Here is a 16,025-nt window from a genome sequence, read left to right on the forward strand (position 1 = left end):
AAAAATAATGTAAAATAGAACAAAATGAAAATAAATAATTAAATAAGGAGAAAAAATGAAAAAATTGAAATTAACAAACGAAGAAAAAGAATTATTGAAAGGTAACCAAGAAGGATTGAGACAGGCTTTCCTTAATAAAGCTGCTCTTGCAGAAGCTGAAAAATATGAACTTTCCGAACAGGAAAAAGAAGAATTTGAATATCTTTACAATACTGAAAAAACAAAATTCTTTGTAGCAAAACAGATTGAAGACAAAATTTCCATAGATGCGGATGAAGTTGTAAAAATCTACAATGAAAATAAAGCACAGTTTGATGCACAAAACGTTCAGTTTACTCAGGCAAGAGAAATTATACAGAGAGATTTACAAAATCAGCAAGTAGCTGCTCTCGAAAATGAAGAATTTAATAAAATAGTTCAGGAAATGGGAGATACAGTAACTTTAGAAAAGAAAGAAATAATCTTTTCTCAGGGAAATCCTAATGTGATCAGCAATATCGTGCTTAATAAAATTGTTGCTGAAAAAGCTAAAACTGTAGATTTTGAAAATAAAGAAAAGGAATCTTTGAAAATAATAAAAGATATTGTTTTAAGAGATTTCTATATTGATTTGGAAGTTAGAAAAAAAGTTCAGGTAACTCATGAAGAAATAGTAAATATCTATGAAGCTGAAAAAGGAAAATTAGGAAATGTAACTCCTAACGATGCTTACAATCAAATAGGAAACGGACTGTTTAATAATAAAGTAAATGAAGAAAGAACAAATATTATAAACAGAATAATCGAAGAATATAAAATAGACGATTTAGTAAAAGAAAATTTAGAGGAAAAATAAGAAGAGTGAATTTAAAAGATAAAGTGTAAACACCTGAAACAGAAACCTGAAAAAAATAGAAATAAAACTAAAAACGAAATAGATGTATTTAAAATAATAAAATAAGGTGTAAATTCAGTAAAATTTACTTGACAATTAAAAATAAATAATATATAATCTTTTAATGTAATTAATCCTTTCCCACAAAGGACCGTTATCCAAAAAGATAAAAATCAGGAGGATAAAAGTGAGTAAATATACTGTAATGCAAAAAAAAGAAGAAGTAACAAGAAATTGGTATGAAATCGACGCCGAAGGAAAAATATTAGGAAAATTGGCAGCTGAAATTGCTGTGAAATTAATGGGTAAACATAAGCCCAGCTACACACCTCATGTTGACGGAGGAGATTATGTAATTGTAACTAATGCAGCTAAATTTGCTGTAACAGGTACAAAAATGTTAAACAAAAAATATTACAGACATAGTGGATATCCTGGAGGATTGAAAGTAAGAAGTCTGGAAGAAATGTTAGAAAAAAAACCTACTGAAGTAATAAGAAAAGCTGTTGAAAGAATGTTACCTAAAAATAAATTGGGTAGCCAAATGATCGGAAGATTAAAAATTTACACAGGAACAGAGCATACTCATACTGCTCAAAAACCTGAGAAGATAGAGTTATAGGAGGTAATTTAGGTGGCAGAAAAAATTCAATATTTAGGAACAGGTAGAAGAAAAACTTCAGTAGCAAGAGTAAGATTAATTCCGGGAGCTTCAGGGATTGAAATAAATGGAAAAGATATGAGAGAATACTTCGGTGGAAGAGAACTGTTGGCAAAAATAGTCGAACAACCTTTAGAATTGACTGAAACTTTAAATAAATACGGAGTAAAAGTTAATGTAAATGGTGGAGGAAATACTGGTCAGGCGGGAGCTATAAGACATGGTGTTTCAAGAGCATTAGTAGTTGCCGACGAAGAATTGAGAGGTGCTTTGAAAGAAGCAGGGTTCTTGACAAGAGATTCAAGAATGGTTGAAAGAAAAAAATACGGGAAAAAGAAAGCAAGAAGAAGCCCTCAATTTTCAAAAAGATAATATTTTTGAAATATTATATTTGTTACTCTACAGCATATATAAAAAAGAGAAATGGTATAGAAATTCAAAATATAACCCTTGGAAATCAAATATTTTCAAGGGTTTTTATTTTATTTCAAAATAATCAAAAAATACTTTTTTTAATAGTATATATACAATTTGTTGGTTCTCACCCTATTTTAAAAAAACAGGAAGAACTCATTTTCTTTTAATATTTTTGTGATAATATTTCTATATAAGAAAGGCAATATAAAGTTTGAAGTTAAAAGAAAAAACATTCCTTTTATAATTAAAATAATTGTAAAAATAGTTTATTAATGGTAAAATTTAGTAAAGTGTGGAAATATTTGAAAGGAATGACCGAAAGTATGAATATAGTTTTAGAGGACAGTATAAATTACAGAACGGGGATAAAAGATTTCGGAGTAGACCCTGTAAATAAGAGAATTATTATTACAGGTGAAAAACTGGCGTTTCTTAAAGAAGGAAAAATCGAAAAAGAAATAGGAGGAAAAGTAAAAAACAGCGAAATAATAAGATACATAAAAGAAAAAAATCAATTATTTGTTTCAAGTATCTTTTTTGTTTCTACTGTAATGGGAAAAGTATATAAATGCGACAGTCTGAAGAAAAAAATAGTGGAGCCTGTTTTTGACAGTGAAAAAGTAATAGAATTTATGAATTTTACTACAGACGGAAAAATTATTTATATTGAAAATGACACAATTTATTCCTATGAGCCGAATACAAAAGAATTAATCCATTCCGATATTTTAGGTGATAAAAATAAACATAATAAAGGAAATTACAAAATATTCACAAGTGGAGAAAATGTAATTTTGAAATATAGGGAACTGCATAGTCAGAAAAATATAATTAATATTTTTGATAGTAAATTGGAAAAAATATTTGAAATAGAAACTGAAAATAATCATATATTTTCCAAAATTTCAGGGCTGGAATATATAGCAGGGACTGCAACCGGAGAGATAGAAATATGGAATATTTTGGAAAAAGAGCTGTATAATTCTATAAAAATATCTGATTTTAAAATATCATATATTGAAAATTATAATGGAAATTATTTTATCGGTTTAGGCAATGGAGATTTGATTATTACTGACTGGGAGTTTAATATTTTGAAAACTCAGAGCATTTTTAAAAATGAAATTACAAAAATATGTTGTATCGAAAACCAGATTTTTATTTCAGGCACTGATAATATAATAGTAACTTTAAAAATAATCGATGAAGATAATAGTAATAAAAATATTCAAATAAGAGAAAATTTTTTGCAGGAATATAGAATTCACGATGATTATTATGATTTTTTTACATTGGACAGAGTGATAAGAATTGATAATTTTATAAAAGAAATGGATATAAAAAAGATACATTATACTCCTTCAAAAGAAAAAATATTTAAGGTTTTTTCCGATTCCATTTTTTCAAGAAAAGTCTGTATGATTAGTAAAGATCCTTATTTTCAGGATGGAGTAGCTACAGGGCTGTCTTTTGAGGTAAATAAACCTTCATGGAATGATTCTGAGATAAATACGTCATTGAAAAATATCTTGAAATTAATATATAAAACTTACACAGGAAAATCTGAAGACATAAATAAAATTCGGGAAGAAATAGAAAATGGGAAATTTCAGATACTTCCTCCGGATAGACTTATAAAATCATGGAAAGAACAGGGAGTTTTACTTGTCAGTGCTGCCCTTACTACAGTTGTAGGTAAGTCAGGGGAACATCATAAGTTTTGGAATTTGTTTACAAAAAAGCTGTTGGAATATATATCCGCTAAAAATCCTGATATTGTTTATTTTTTATGGGGAAAGGATCCCGAAATTTTTGAAAAAAATATATTGTCAGGAGAAATTATAAAACATAATCATCCTGCAATTTCAGGAAGTTTGGAGAATGAAAAAGATTTTATGAATGGAATATCTTTTGAAAAAACAAAAAATATTATAAATTGGACAGGGATTGAAAAGAAAGTCATCGAAGAAGATAAAAAAGATATTGAAAGTAACGGAAAACTTTTTAAATAGTTTGTAGTAAAATTAAAATTGTTATATAATTAAAAATTTTTTTGGAAAAGTTTTGATTGAAACAGTTTACAATGAATTAAAATAGGAGAATTATATGTCTGTTGTACTGATTACGGGAGCAGGTTCAGGAATAGGAAAAGAGCTGGCAATTTTATTTGCCGAAAAGAATTTTGATTTATTTTTATTAGGAAAGACTGTTGAAAAACTGAAAAACGTACAGAAAGAAATTTTGGGTAAATATAAAATAAAATGTAATATAATTCAATATGATTTAAATAACACGGACAGATTGAGTGAACTGGCAGAAAATTACGGCATGGAAACAGATATAATTATAAATTGTGCGGGAATTGGAAAAATAGGTGATTTTGAAAGTTTATCTAAAGATGAGGAAATAAAAATGATAAATGTGAATTTTATTGCTCCAATGATTTTAAGCAGATTATTTGTGGAAAAATTTATCGGAAAAGGAGTCGGAACGGTAATAAATATATGTTCTACAGCTTCATTGTATCCCAATCCGTATCTTAATGTTTACAGTGCTTCAAAAGTATCACTTCTTTATTATTCTTTGTCTTTGGATAAGGAAGTGAGTGTGAAAAATAAAAATGTGAGAGTGTTAAGTATATGTCCCGGTCCTGTGAATACTAATTTTTTTAGTGAAAGTACAAGAAAAAAATTTGCCGTCTATACTAAATACGAAATGAGTGCTTATGACACTGCAAAAGCTATAATAAAAATTTTTGAACGGAAAAAAAGATTTTCGGTTATAGGATTTAAAAATAGAGTTTTTTCAGGATTAATGAGATTATTGCCGATTTCATTGCAATTGAAAATAATCGAAAAATTTTTAAGAAAAGGAGTTTAGTTTAAATGTCCATTTATTCTTTTTATTATTTGCTGATTTTTATGACGATAAGTTTATTTACTTTGAAGCTGATTTTTGCATATAGATATTTTAGAGATATAGAAAACAAGATAAAAAACAGTATTGAAAATAATATCGAAGATAATATCAAATATGGTATTAATGAAGAAAATTATACTGTTATACAGCCAATTCTTTCGGGAGATCCAAGACTTGCGGAGGATTTGACAGCTAATCTCAAAAATACTGATAAAATAAAATTTATATGGTTAATCGATAAAAATGATATAACTGCTCAAGAAGTAGTAAAAGAAATATTGAAAAATAACGAAATCTCGGGAAATAAAAAAGTAGATGAAAAAATTTTTTTAGAGAAAGAGTTTAATAACGGGGATTTTTTAGAAAATTCGTCAAAAAAGGAAATAATGAATAATAAAAATTTTTCAAAAAGAGTAACTGTTTTTGAGATTGATGAAGTGCCACAAGAAATAAATCCTAAAATTTTTAAAATTGCTCAAATAATTAAAAAAGTTCAGACAGAATATATAATTGTTTTAGATGACGACACTGTTATAAATATGGATAGGATAAATGAATTTAGTATTTATGAAAAAAGAAAGGATGAATGGATTGCAACAGGAATACCTTATAATTATGGAACGACAGGGATATTTTCAAAACTGACGGCAGCTTTTGTAAATGGAAATTCTTTCCTGACATATTTCCCAATGGCATATATGGAAGAAAGCAAAACGATAAATGGAATGTTTTATATGGGAAAAACGGAACTTTTTAAAAAATATAATGTTTTTGAAGAAATAAAATATGAATTATGTGATGATTTGGCTTTAGCTTCTTATTTATCCAAAAAAGGAGTGAAAATAATTCAGACAGGAGTTTTTTGTAATGTTAGAACTACTGTAAAAAAAATTATGGATTATATACTGCTTATGAAAAGGTGGTTTTTATTTACTAAAATCTATATAAAAAGAGCCTTTTCAGCAAAATTCCTTATATTTATATTTTTGCCTGCTATACTTCCAGGATTACTGCTTGGTATAAGTCTATTTGAAGGAATAAAATATATATTTACTACTTTCATCATTTTTATAATAAAAGCTTTTATTTTGTTTTTTTTCAGATATTATCTTTTAAAAAAGAAAGAAAGTTTTGCCGTCATTTTTTATGAGATAATAAGTGATATAATTATTATATTGATATTTATATATACATTAGTTACTCCTCCTGTAATAAAATGGAGAAATAAAAAAATTCGTGTTTCCGACGGGAGAATTTCTTATGAAAAAGTTTAGCAGCTATCTGAAAGAGTTGCAACATCTGAATGTAGACGATACACTTATAAAAAAGGAAAAGACAGTGATTATACTAAGTGGAAGCAGTAATTATAAAAGTGCCTCATTATCAGAAACTCAGAAAAATTTTTTGAAAATTTTTAAAGAATTCGGTTATAACATTATAAATTCAAATTTTCCTTATAATGAGAATTTTGAACATAAAAAGTTTGAAAAAGTTTCCATACTTAAAGCGTCAGTTTCAAATATAGTCTATTACTGGCATACTTTGTATAATAAAAAATTTCAGAGAGAAATAGAAAGACATCTAAAACCTTTGTTTGACCTTGATAATGTAGTTATAATAACTCAAAGTTCGGGTCTGAATCTGTTAAAATATGTTCTAAAGAAACGAGATAATGTTTTGAGAGAACAAAATCATATTTCAAAAGAACAGAATTATGTTTTAAAAAATCGAAATCATATTTTGAGAGAGCAGAGTTGTATTTCCGAAAAGCAAAATTATATTTTAAGAAAACAGAACTGTATTTCAAAAGAACAAAATACAGTTTTGGAAAATCAGAATATAAAAGAGAAAAGTTTTCAGATATTTTCATTAGGTCCTGTTGCACAGGGATATGGAAAAATAGAAAACTGTATAATCTTTAAAGGGAAAAAAGATATTTATACTAAAATACTTGATTTTCATAAATCTGACGAGGAAGTCGACTGTGAACATCTAAATTATTTAGAAAATAAGAAAATTAAGGAGTTTATTTATGAGTGGCTGGAAAAAAATAAAAGTTGATGTTGTCGCTCCTCCTTTTAGCGGACATTTATATCCTCTGCTGGAAATGATAGGACCTCTTATAAATGATGAGAGATATGATATTTGTGTCTATACGGGAATACAGAAAGAAGAAGTCGTGGAAAGTCTTGGAATAAAGTGTAAGGTTATATTGAAAGACCGTCCGACTATTTTTGAAGACATAGCAAACACTCCTGAAAAAACTGATGTAATCGCTTTATATAAACAATTTAAGGAAAATATGAAAATAATTCCTCAGATTATAAATGATTTGAAAGAAGAATTTGAAAAAAGAAATACTGACATTGTAATAGCTGATTTTACAGCGGTTCCCGCAGGAATAGCCTGTAATAAGCTGGATATACCGTGGATAACTACTATGCCCACTCCTTTTGCTATTGAAAATAAAAACACAACACCGGGATATTTAGGAGGCTGGTATCCGAAAAGTAATATGTTTTATAAAATAAGAGACAGTATAGGAAGAGCTGTAATAAGAAATTTTAAAAGACTTGTCTGCCTGACTGTATCTAAAGAACTGAAAGCTTTTGATTTTAGACTTTATAATAAAAACGGAGAAGAAACGATTTATTCACCCTATTCAATTTTGGCAATAGGAATGAAAGAACTGGAATTTAGAGATGATTTTCCTGAAAGATTTTTATGGGCAGGTCCGTGTTCGCCGTCTTTTGATAAAAAAAATTATTCTTTTATAGATACTTCGAAATTTAAAAAAACAGTATTGTTGTGTAATGGAACTCATGTTCTGTGGGCAAAAGAAAAAATGGTTAAAATAGCTGAAAAGCTGGGGAATGAATATCCCGAAATCTGTTTTACAGTATCTTCGGGAGATTATACAAAAAAAGATGAAGATATAAAAAAAATATCCGAAAATGTATTTGTATATAAATATATAGACTATGAAGCAGTATTTCCCCATATAGATTATGTCATACATCATGGAGGAGCGGGAATTATGTATAAAGCTATCAAATATAATAAACCTGCGGTTATAATTCCTCACGATTATGATCAGTTTGATTATGCTGTACGTGCAAAAATGGCAGATATTGCTTTTATTGCAAATTTGAAATCTGAAAAGTCCATAAAAACAGCATTTCAAAAAATGCTGGAAAGAAAAGAATGGAAAAATCTTGAAAAAATTCATAAAAATTTTGAAAATTATTTACCTACAGAAATTTTAAAAAATGAAATAGACAGGCTGTTGACAGAGAAATTATCAAAAAATCAGGAGAAATAATATATGAAAGTTTTAGTAACGGGAGCGACAGGATTTTTGGGGAAGTATATTATAGATGAGCTTATGGAAAATGGTTATGAGATTATAGCAATGGGAAGAAACGAAGAAATAGGAAAAAGTTTGGAAAAAGGAAGAAAAAACGTGAAATTTTTTAAAGGAGATTTTACGAATAAAAATGATATTATAAAAATAATGGAAAATGAGCAGTCTGATAAAAATAACATTACAAAAATAAGAAACGAAGCTAAAGAAAATGGAAACTGTAATAAGAGCGGTACTGAAAAAATATCAGCTATTATTCATGCAGGAGGACTGTCAACCGTATGGGGAAAATGGGAAGATTTTTATAGTGCCAATGTCAAAGGAACAGAAAATATACTAAATGTATGCAGGATTTATAAGATAGAAAAACTTATTTTTGTTTCTTCGCCGAGTATTTATGCGGGAGCTAAAGAACAGCTGAATGTGAGAGAAGAAGAAGCTCCCAAAGAAAACAACCTGAATTTTTATATAAAAAGTAAAATAATGGCAGAGAAGAAAATAAGGGAATATACTGATGTTCCCTGTACCATAATTCGCCCAAGAGGGCTTTTCGGTATAGGAGATACGAGTATTATTCCAAGACTTCTGAATTTAAATAAAACTCGAGGTATTCCTCTGTTTAACGACGGAAAACAGCTTGTAGATATTACTTGTGTCGAAAATGTTGCATTTGCAATAAGGTTAGCTCTTGAAAGTGATAAATCTTCAGGACAGGTTTATAATATTACTAATGATGAACCTGTAATGTTTAAAAATATCCTTGAAAGTTTTTTCAGAGAAATGGGAGAAAAACCTAAGTTTATTCAAAAAAACTATATTATAGTGAAATTTTTTGTAAACATAATGGAAAAAATCTATCGCTTATTTAAGATAGACAAAGAACCGCCAATTACTATGTATACTCTTTATCTTATGAGATACAGCCAGACATTGTGTATCGACAAAGCAAAAAGGGAGCTAAATTATAAACCGAAAATGACTTTAGCTGAAGGAGTAGAAAAATATGTCAGATATAATAGAAAAAATTGATTATTTTCCTTGTGGCTATTGTACTAATGATATGCAGAGGATTTTTAAAGGAGTGCCCAAAAAAGAGAGAAAATTTTATGCGGGAGTATTTCTCCTAAAGCATAAAGAAAAAGGATATATACTTTATGATACAGGTTATAATATAAAAATCATTGAAAAGAAAAAGCTGAAATATTGGTTTTATACGGCATTGAATCCTGTTACTTTGAAAAAGGAAGATCTGATAAACAATCAGCTGAAAAAAATTGGAATTAGAACGGAAGATATAAATTATGTTATTTTATCTCACTTACATCCTGACCATATAGGAGAAATGGAATTTTTCTCCAATGCAAAAATTATATTAACAGAGGAGTGTTTTAGGGAATATAAAAATCATTCTTTTAAATCATTGATTTTTAAAGAATTTTTACCTGAAAATTTTGAAGAAAGATTGGAAATAATAAGGATAAATTCATATGCCCCCGAGTTTCCTTACATCAGAAGTTATGATTTATTTGGTGACGGAAGCCTATTATTAAGCTCAATGGGAGGGCATGCTGAAGGGCAGGGATGTCTTTATATAAAAGAAAAAAATCTTTTTTTAGCTGCTGATGTGTGTTGGGGAGTTGATTTGCTAAAATTAACTGATAAAATCAAATTTCTTCCTAAATTAATTCAGAATAATTTTTCGGAATATAAAAAAGGTATTGAATTTTTGAAAGAACTTATGAAAAATAATATTGATATTATTGTAAGTCATGATGTTCCTGAAAGGATAAAAGGTATTTTGGATGAAAAAAATTTTTAAAATGCTTTCTTCGTTTATTGAAGCGAGATGGAAACGTAGATTTAAAACGAGAAAAGAACTTGAGATTTATCAGAAAAAAGAAGTGGAAAAACATTTAAAATATTTAAAAGAAAAATCTCCATATTTTAGAAGAAATGATTTTAAAGCTGATTTTATAAGTGATAAGAAATTTGTAATGGAAAATTTTGATGAACTGAATACTTTGGGGATAAAGAAAGATGAGGCTATGAAAATAGCTTTGGAAAGTGAAAGAACAAGAAATTTTGATAAAAAATATAAAAAATTTTCTGTAGGACTTTCATCGGGAACTTCGGGACACAGAGGAATTTTTGTAACAACTGATGAAGAACAGGCTATATGGGCAGGAACAATTTTAGCAAAAATGCTGCCCGAAATAAAGCTGACAGGACATAGGATTGCATTTTTTCTAAGGGCTGACAATGGACTGTATAAATCTGTAAATTCATCTGTCATTAGACTAAAATATTTTGATACTTTTGAGAATGTTGATAAACATATTGACAGATTGAATAAATTTAATCCGAATATACTTATAGCTCCTGCGTCAATGCTGATTTTGCTCGGAGATAGGAAAAAACAGGGTGTATTAAATATTTCTCCTGAAAAAATAATATCTGTAGCGGAAATACTTGAAAAAAAGGATGAAGAATATATATCCGAATGTTTCGGGAATAAGATAATTCATCAGATATATCAAGCGACAGAGGGTTTTTTAGGGTGTACTTGTCCTTACGGGTCGCTTCACTTGAATGAAGATATAATAAAATTTGAAAAAGAATATATAGATGACAAGAGATTTTATCCGATTATAACGGATTTTAAAAGGACGAGTCAGCCATTTATAAGATACAGGCTGAATGATATTCTCATTGAGAATAATGAGCCCTGTAAATGTGGTTCAGTATTTCAAAGGATAGAAAGAATAGAGGGCAGAGCCGACGATATTTTTAAATTTATTGACAGGGATAAAAAAACTGTAACGGTTTTCCCTGACTTTATAAGAAGATGTATACTTTTTGTAGAGGAAATAAGGGAATATCAGGTGTTTCAAACTGAATATGACTGTCTTGAAATAGCAGTTCCCGATATTAATGAAAAACAGAAAAAAGAAATTTACAAAGAATTTGGAAAATTATTTAATTCCGTAAATGTAGAAAATGTAAGGATAAAATTTATAGAATATACTATAGATAATAAAATTAAGCTAAAAAGAATTTGTCAAAAAATGAAAAAAGAGGTTTGAAAATGAGAAAATTAAAAATAATAGGATATGGAGTAAGTTTACCGAAAAATACAGTAAAATTTGGAAATCAAACACGATACAGAATGACGGGAAATGAAACACTGCTGGCTTTAGCGGTAGATGCCTCTAAAAAAGCATTAAAAAAAGCTAATATATCGATAAATGATATAGATTGCATAATTTCCACAAGTTCTATAGGTATTCAGCCGATACCATGTACAGCTGCCCTGATACATGAAGTTATTGCCAAAGGAACAGATATTCCCGCTCTGGATATAAATACGACATGTACGAGTTTTATAACTGCTTTGGATATAATGTCCTATATGATTGAAGCGGGAAGGTATGAAAGAATATTAATAGTTTCCGGTGAGTCGGCTTCACTGGGATTAAATCCCAATCAAAAGGAAAGTTATGAGCTGTTTAGCGATGCGGCAACAGCAATTATTATAGAAAAAACTGAAGAAAATAAAGGTGTAATTTCAGCAGAGCAGAAAACATGGTCTGAAGGTGCTCATTCTACGGAAATACGTGGAGGACTTTCAAACTTTCATCCAAAAAATTATTCCGAGGAAACAAAAGAAGAATTTATGTTCGATATGAAAGGAAAAATAGTTTTATCGCTGTCTAAGAAAAAAATTCCTGAAATGATGAAGAATTTTCTGGATAAGAATAATATAACTATAAATGACATTGACATGGTAGTTCCTCATCAGGCAAGTTCTGCAATGCCTCTAATTATGAAAAAACTGGGTGTCGATAAAGACAGATATATTGATGTTGTTGCCGAATACGGAAATATGATTTCAGCTTCGGTACCTTTTGCTTTATGCTATGCTTTGGAAACAGAAAAAGTGAAATCGGGGGATACAATTCTATTTATAGGTACTGCTGCCGGACTTACAACAAATTTGATGTTGATAAAAATGTAATATATAATATATATAAATATATACAAAATAAACAAAAAATAATATAAAAAGATAAAATAATAAGTTAGAATATTGATAAGGCAGGTATTTTTATGGCAAATTATAAGGAAATAGCTGAAAAAATAGTAAAAGAGCTGAAAGGCATTATCGGAAAAGATTTTAATTATATTGATATTGACGGGAAAATCATAGCAAGTACAGATCCGAAAAGAGTGGGAACTTATCATGAGGGTGGATATATTGCGGCTAAGAAAAAGAAAATAATTATAATAAAAGAAGATGATGAGTATGCAGGCTCCAAAAAAGGGGTCAATCTTCCTGTTATATTTAAAGGGCAAATTATAAGCGTTATAGGGATTTCAGGTAATTATGAAGAGGTAAAACAATATGGAAATATAATAAAGAAAATGACTGAAATACTTATAAAAGAAGCATATATGAGTGAAAAACTGGTAAATGAAGATGAGTATATGAAAATTATTATGAACGACTTAATATATAACAAAACAGACGAAAAAAATTCCATTACACTAAATTCGGAAGAATTTAAAAATGTAAAAAAAGCAGATGAATTGACGGTTTTTTCGGCTCAATATAAAGGAAAGGAAACGGAATTTTGGGAATATAAGAGAAAAATTTTGGAAACAATGAGAGAACACTCCCGAAAAGGAGAGTTGTTTATAAATAAGGATTTTTTCTTTATCGGAATTTTACTTCATAGAGATGAAAAGAGTATAAACAGATTTTTTAAAAATATACAGGATACTCTCGAAATAGAATTTCAAATAGGGATAGGAAATTCAAAAATGAATTTTAAAAAATTACCTGATTCCTATAATGAAGCTGTAAAAGCTTTAAAATGGGCGAAAAACATAAAAAGAGATAAGATTTTTTATAATTCTATGAGATTTGGTCTATTGCTATATGATGTTTCCGAAGAGAAGAAAAGGGAATTTTTAAAAAATATGTTTAAAAATGTAACGGAAGAAGAAATAAAAAATTTTAAGCAGATTTTTTATTATTATGAAAAATATAATGGAAGCATAAAAGAAATATCAAAAGTTATGTTTCTGCACAAAAATACGTTACAATATCAAATCATAAAATTCAGCGAAAAAACAGGTCTTGATATAAGAAAATACAGAGATTTTGCAGTTCTGAAACTGGCTTTTTTCTTATATTAAAATTAAAAATCAAATTATTTTTTTGTTACACATAACATATCCATATAAAAAAAGTTATATTGGAAAACATTGTTTTTTTATACTGCTAAAAATTATAATAATATCGAACAATATTATAGAAAAATTAGGAGGTAGTATTATGATTTCGGCGACAGGAGCTATAGCTGGTCTTGTTCTGGCTATAATTTTAATAATACGCAAATTTAATCCTGCATATTCACTTATTATAGGTTCTCTTGTAGGGGGACTTTTAGGAGGTGCAGGACTTGTAGATACTGTAAGTTTTATGGTTAAAGGAGCTCAAGGAATGATGCCCGCAATTTTAAGGATAGTTACTGCGGGAATATTGGCAGGGGTTCTTATTGAAACGGGAGCGGCAAGTAAAATAGCAGAAACTATTGTTAATACCCTTGGAGAGTCAAAAGCACTATTTGCTTTGGTAATTTCTGCATGTATACTTACAGCTGTAGGAGTATTTATAGATATAGCAGTCATTACTGTTGCCCCTATAGCACTGGCACTGGCAAAAAAAATCAATATTTCAAAAACTTCCATTCTCATAGCGATGATAGGTGGAGGAAAAGCCGGGAATATTATATCGCCTAATCCTAATGCTATCGCAGCTTCGGAAGCATTCAATATACCTTTGACGTCTATTATGTTTGCAGGTCTTATTCCGGCAGTTTTTGGAATAATTGTAACAGTAGTTATTGCAAAAATTCTTTCAAAAAAAGGTGCAAAAATAGCGGACGAGGACATACAGGAGGAAGAGCGTAAGGAATATCCGTCATTTTTTGCCTCAATTATAGGACCTTTATTTGCGATATTTTTACTGGCTTTGAGACCAATAGCTAAAATAGTTGTAGATCCTTTGATTGCTTTACCTTTAGGAGGATTTATCGGATGTCTGGCTATGGGAAAAATTAGAAATATAAATGAATACTGCAAAACAGGTCTTAATAAAATGATAATGGTAGCGATCATATTGATAGGTACAGGTACATTATCAGGGATAATAGCTAATTCAAATATTAAAGATTTGATAACATCACTTCTGAATTCTACAGGTGCACCTGCATTTTTATTGGCACCGTTGTCAGGTATACTGATGTCGGCTGCAACAGCTTCAACTACATCAGGTACGGCGGTAGCAAGTAAAGTATTCGGACCATCCATAGTGTCTTTAGGAGTACAGCCGTTAAGTGCAGCGGCTATGATACATTCAGGAGCGACTGTTTTGGACCATTTACCTCACGGAAGTTTTTTCCATGCGACAGGAGGTTCAGTAAATATGGAAATGAAAGACAGACTTTTATTAATTCCTTTTGAAACAACTGTAGGATTAGTATTAACCGCTGTTTCGACAATATTGTTTGGAATATTTCATTTTTAAATAAAAGGAGAAAAATATGAAAATAGTAGTGGCTCCTGATTCTTTCAAGGAGAGCATGACTGCAAAAGAAGCATGTGATTCCATAGAAAAAGGGATAGTTACTGTATTTCCTTATTGGGAAATAGTGAAAGTGCCTATGGCTGACGGAGGTGAAGGAACTCTCGAATCGCTGATAGATGCTACTGAAGGGAGAATATATAAAGAAAAGACGTTAAATCCTCTTGGAGAGGAGATTGTTTCAAGATATGGAATATTGGGAGATAAGAAAACAGCAATTATTGAAATGGCGTCAACAAGCGGTCTGGAACTTATCCCTGTGGAGAAAAGAAATCCTTATATTACTACGACATTTGGAACGGGACAGCTAATACTTAAAGCACTGGAAAAAAATGTCAGTAAAATAATACTTGGGATAGGAGGAAGTGCGACTAATGACGGAGGGGCAGGAATGCTTCAGGCATTAGGGGCAAAATTAACTGATAAGGACGGGAAAGAAATAGGCTTCGGCGGATATGAGCTGGGTAAAATAGAAAAGATTGATTTTTCAGAATTGGATAAAAGACTTGAAAATATCGAGATACTTGCAGCATGTGATGTAAATAATCCTCTTACAGGAAAAAACGGAGCTTCATATATTTTCGGTGCTCAGAAAGGGGCAACATCTGAAATGATTGAAGTTCTTGATAAAAATCTGCTTCATTATTCGAAAATCATATCAAGAGATTTGGGAAAAGATATAAATAATATTCCGGGGGCAGGAGCAGCAGGAGGATTGGGAGCGGGACTGCTGACATTAAATGCTGTACTGAAAAAAGGGATAGATATAGTCATTGAAACAACAGGATTGGAAAAAATATTAAAAAAAGCTGATTTTGTAATTACGGGAGAAGGCTCAATGGATAAGCAGACTATATTAGGGAAAACTCCTTTCGGTGTGGCACAGTTAGCTAAAAAATATAATATTCCTGTAATAGGAGTAGCCGGTAATTTGGGCGACGGTTATGAAATATTATATGAAAATGGTTTTGACTGTCTGTTTTCAATAATGCCCGGAGTGAGAAGTCTCGAAAATGCAATCAAATGCGGAAAAGAAAATCTTGAAAGTACAGTGAGAAATATCTTTTCAGTTATTAATATAATTAGATAATTATTATGTAAAAACAATAATTTGATTTTAAATTAAAAATTTGATATAATT

Annotated in this window: 15 protein-coding genes; all 15 read left to right on the forward strand. The window is 29.6% G+C overall.

What is annotated here, in order from left to right; translation table 11 throughout:
* The first annotated feature begins 55 nt into the window (after nucleotides 1-55).
* Nucleotides 56-835 (forward strand): viral A-type inclusion protein, encoded by a 780-nt coding sequence (locus ACO5J6_RS02165; RefSeq protein ID WP_485641755.1) that lies wholly within the window; start codon nucleotides 56-58, stop codon nucleotides 833-835.
* A gap of 226 nt (nucleotides 836-1,061) precedes the next feature.
* A complete protein-coding gene (gene rplM / locus ACO5J6_RS02170) occupies nucleotides 1,062-1,496 on the forward strand; it encodes a 50S ribosomal protein L13 (protein WP_485641756.1) in 435 nt (144 codons plus the stop codon).
* A 12-nt stretch (nucleotides 1,497-1,508) separates the two neighbouring features.
* Entirely contained in the window at nucleotides 1,509-1,907 is a 399-nt protein-coding gene (gene rpsI / locus ACO5J6_RS02175) for a 30S ribosomal protein S9 (protein ID WP_485641757.1), read from the forward strand.
* Nucleotides 1,908-2,275: 368 nt separating this feature from the next.
* Complete coding sequence (locus ACO5J6_RS02180) at nucleotides 2,276-3,964, forward strand: uracil-DNA glycosylase (protein WP_485641758.1); 1,689 nt, start codon at nucleotides 2,276-2,278, stop codon at nucleotides 3,962-3,964.
* A 94-nt stretch (nucleotides 3,965-4,058) separates the two neighbouring features.
* A complete protein-coding gene (locus ACO5J6_RS02185) occupies nucleotides 4,059-4,832 on the forward strand; it encodes an SDR family NAD(P)-dependent oxidoreductase (RefSeq protein WP_485641759.1) in 774 nt (257 codons plus the stop codon).
* A gap of 5 nt (nucleotides 4,833-4,837) precedes the next feature.
* Nucleotides 4,838-6,145, forward strand: a complete 1,308-nt coding sequence (locus ACO5J6_RS02190; protein WP_485641760.1) for a glycosyltransferase — start codon at nucleotides 4,838-4,840, stop codon at nucleotides 6,143-6,145.
* Nucleotides 6,132-6,932, forward strand: coding sequence for a hypothetical protein (locus ACO5J6_RS02195; protein WP_485641761.1), 801 nt, complete (start codon nucleotides 6,132-6,134; stop codon nucleotides 6,930-6,932). Before ACO5J6_RS02190 ends, ACO5J6_RS02195 begins: the two co-directional genes overlap by 14 nt.
* Nucleotides 6,904-8,193, forward strand: a complete 1,290-nt coding sequence (locus ACO5J6_RS02200; RefSeq protein WP_485641762.1) for a glycosyltransferase — start codon at nucleotides 6,904-6,906, stop codon at nucleotides 8,191-8,193. Before ACO5J6_RS02195 ends, ACO5J6_RS02200 begins: the two co-directional genes overlap by 29 nt.
* A 3-nt stretch (nucleotides 8,194-8,196) precedes the next feature.
* Nucleotides 8,197-9,264 (forward strand): NAD-dependent epimerase/dehydratase family protein, encoded by a 1,068-nt coding sequence (locus ACO5J6_RS02205; protein ID WP_485641763.1) that lies wholly within the window; start codon nucleotides 8,197-8,199, stop codon nucleotides 9,262-9,264.
* Nucleotides 9,239-10,054 (forward strand): MBL fold metallo-hydrolase, encoded by an 816-nt coding sequence (locus tag ACO5J6_RS02210; protein ID WP_485641764.1) that lies wholly within the window; start codon nucleotides 9,239-9,241, stop codon nucleotides 10,052-10,054. The genes ACO5J6_RS02205 and ACO5J6_RS02210 overlap by 26 nt, the downstream gene beginning before the upstream one ends.
* The gene (locus ACO5J6_RS02215) at nucleotides 10,038-11,318 is read left to right on the forward strand and encodes a F390 synthetase-related protein (RefSeq protein ID WP_485641765.1); all 1,281 of its coding nucleotides are present in this window, start codon (nucleotides 10,038-10,040) and stop codon (nucleotides 11,316-11,318) included. Before ACO5J6_RS02210 ends, ACO5J6_RS02215 begins: the two co-directional genes overlap by 17 nt.
* A 2-nt stretch (nucleotides 11,319-11,320) precedes the next feature.
* Nucleotides 11,321-12,250, forward strand: coding sequence for a 3-oxoacyl-[acyl-carrier-protein] synthase III C-terminal domain-containing protein (locus ACO5J6_RS02220; RefSeq protein ID WP_485641766.1), 930 nt, complete (start codon nucleotides 11,321-11,323; stop codon nucleotides 12,248-12,250).
* Nucleotides 12,251-12,342: 92 nt separating this feature from the next.
* Complete coding sequence (locus tag ACO5J6_RS02225; protein ID WP_485641767.1) at nucleotides 12,343-13,434, forward strand: CdaR family transcriptional regulator; 1,092 nt, start codon at nucleotides 12,343-12,345, stop codon at nucleotides 13,432-13,434.
* 139 nt (nucleotides 13,435-13,573) lie between these two features.
* Nucleotides 13,574-14,827 (forward strand): GntP family permease, encoded by a 1,254-nt coding sequence (locus tag ACO5J6_RS02230; protein WP_485641769.1) that lies wholly within the window; start codon nucleotides 13,574-13,576, stop codon nucleotides 14,825-14,827.
* A gap of 16 nt (nucleotides 14,828-14,843) precedes the next feature.
* Nucleotides 14,844-15,974, forward strand: a complete 1,131-nt coding sequence (locus ACO5J6_RS02235) for a glycerate kinase (RefSeq protein ID WP_485641771.1) — start codon at nucleotides 14,844-14,846, stop codon at nucleotides 15,972-15,974.
* Nucleotides 15,975-16,025: the final 51 nt, after the last annotated feature.

The organism is Pseudoleptotrichia sp., assembly GCF_057270515.1.

What these genes read in the sequence shown, in the direction of transcription:
- ACO5J6_RS02220 (WP_485641766.1), top strand. Translation starts at nt 11,321, where the DNA reads ATGAGAAAATTAAAAATAATAGGATATGGAGTAAGTTTACCGAAAAAT.
- ACO5J6_RS02230 (WP_485641769.1), top strand. Translation starts at nt 13,574, where the DNA reads ATGATTTCGGCGACAGGAGCTATAGCTGGTCTTGTTCTGGCTATAATT.
- ACO5J6_RS02180 (WP_485641758.1), top strand. Translation starts at nt 2,276, where the DNA reads ATGAATATAGTTTTAGAGGACAGTATAAATTACAGAACGGGGATAAAA.
- ACO5J6_RS02225 (WP_485641767.1), top strand. Translation starts at nt 12,343, where the DNA reads ATGGCAAATTATAAGGAAATAGCTGAAAAAATAGTAAAAGAGCTGAAA.
- ACO5J6_RS02205 (WP_485641763.1), top strand. Translation starts at nt 8,197, where the DNA reads ATGAAAGTTTTAGTAACGGGAGCGACAGGATTTTTGGGGAAGTATATT.
- ACO5J6_RS02165 (WP_485641755.1), top strand. Translation starts at nt 56, where the DNA reads ATGAAAAAATTGAAATTAACAAACGAAGAAAAAGAATTATTGAAAGGT.
- ACO5J6_RS02215 (WP_485641765.1), top strand. Translation starts at nt 10,038, where the DNA reads ATGAAAAAAATTTTTAAAATGCTTTCTTCGTTTATTGAAGCGAGATGG.
- ACO5J6_RS02210 (WP_485641764.1), top strand. Translation starts at nt 9,239, where the DNA reads ATGTCAGATATAATAGAAAAAATTGATTATTTTCCTTGTGGCTATTGT.
- ACO5J6_RS02235 (WP_485641771.1), top strand. Translation starts at nt 14,844, where the DNA reads ATGAAAATAGTAGTGGCTCCTGATTCTTTCAAGGAGAGCATGACTGCA.
- ACO5J6_RS02190 (WP_485641760.1), top strand. Translation starts at nt 4,838, where the DNA reads ATGTCCATTTATTCTTTTTATTATTTGCTGATTTTTATGACGATAAGT.
- ACO5J6_RS02195 (WP_485641761.1), top strand. Translation starts at nt 6,132, where the DNA reads ATGAAAAAGTTTAGCAGCTATCTGAAAGAGTTGCAACATCTGAATGTA.
- ACO5J6_RS02185 (WP_485641759.1), top strand. Translation starts at nt 4,059, where the DNA reads ATGTCTGTTGTACTGATTACGGGAGCAGGTTCAGGAATAGGAAAAGAG.
- ACO5J6_RS02200 (WP_485641762.1), top strand. Translation starts at nt 6,904, where the DNA reads ATGAGTGGCTGGAAAAAAATAAAAGTTGATGTTGTCGCTCCTCCTTTT.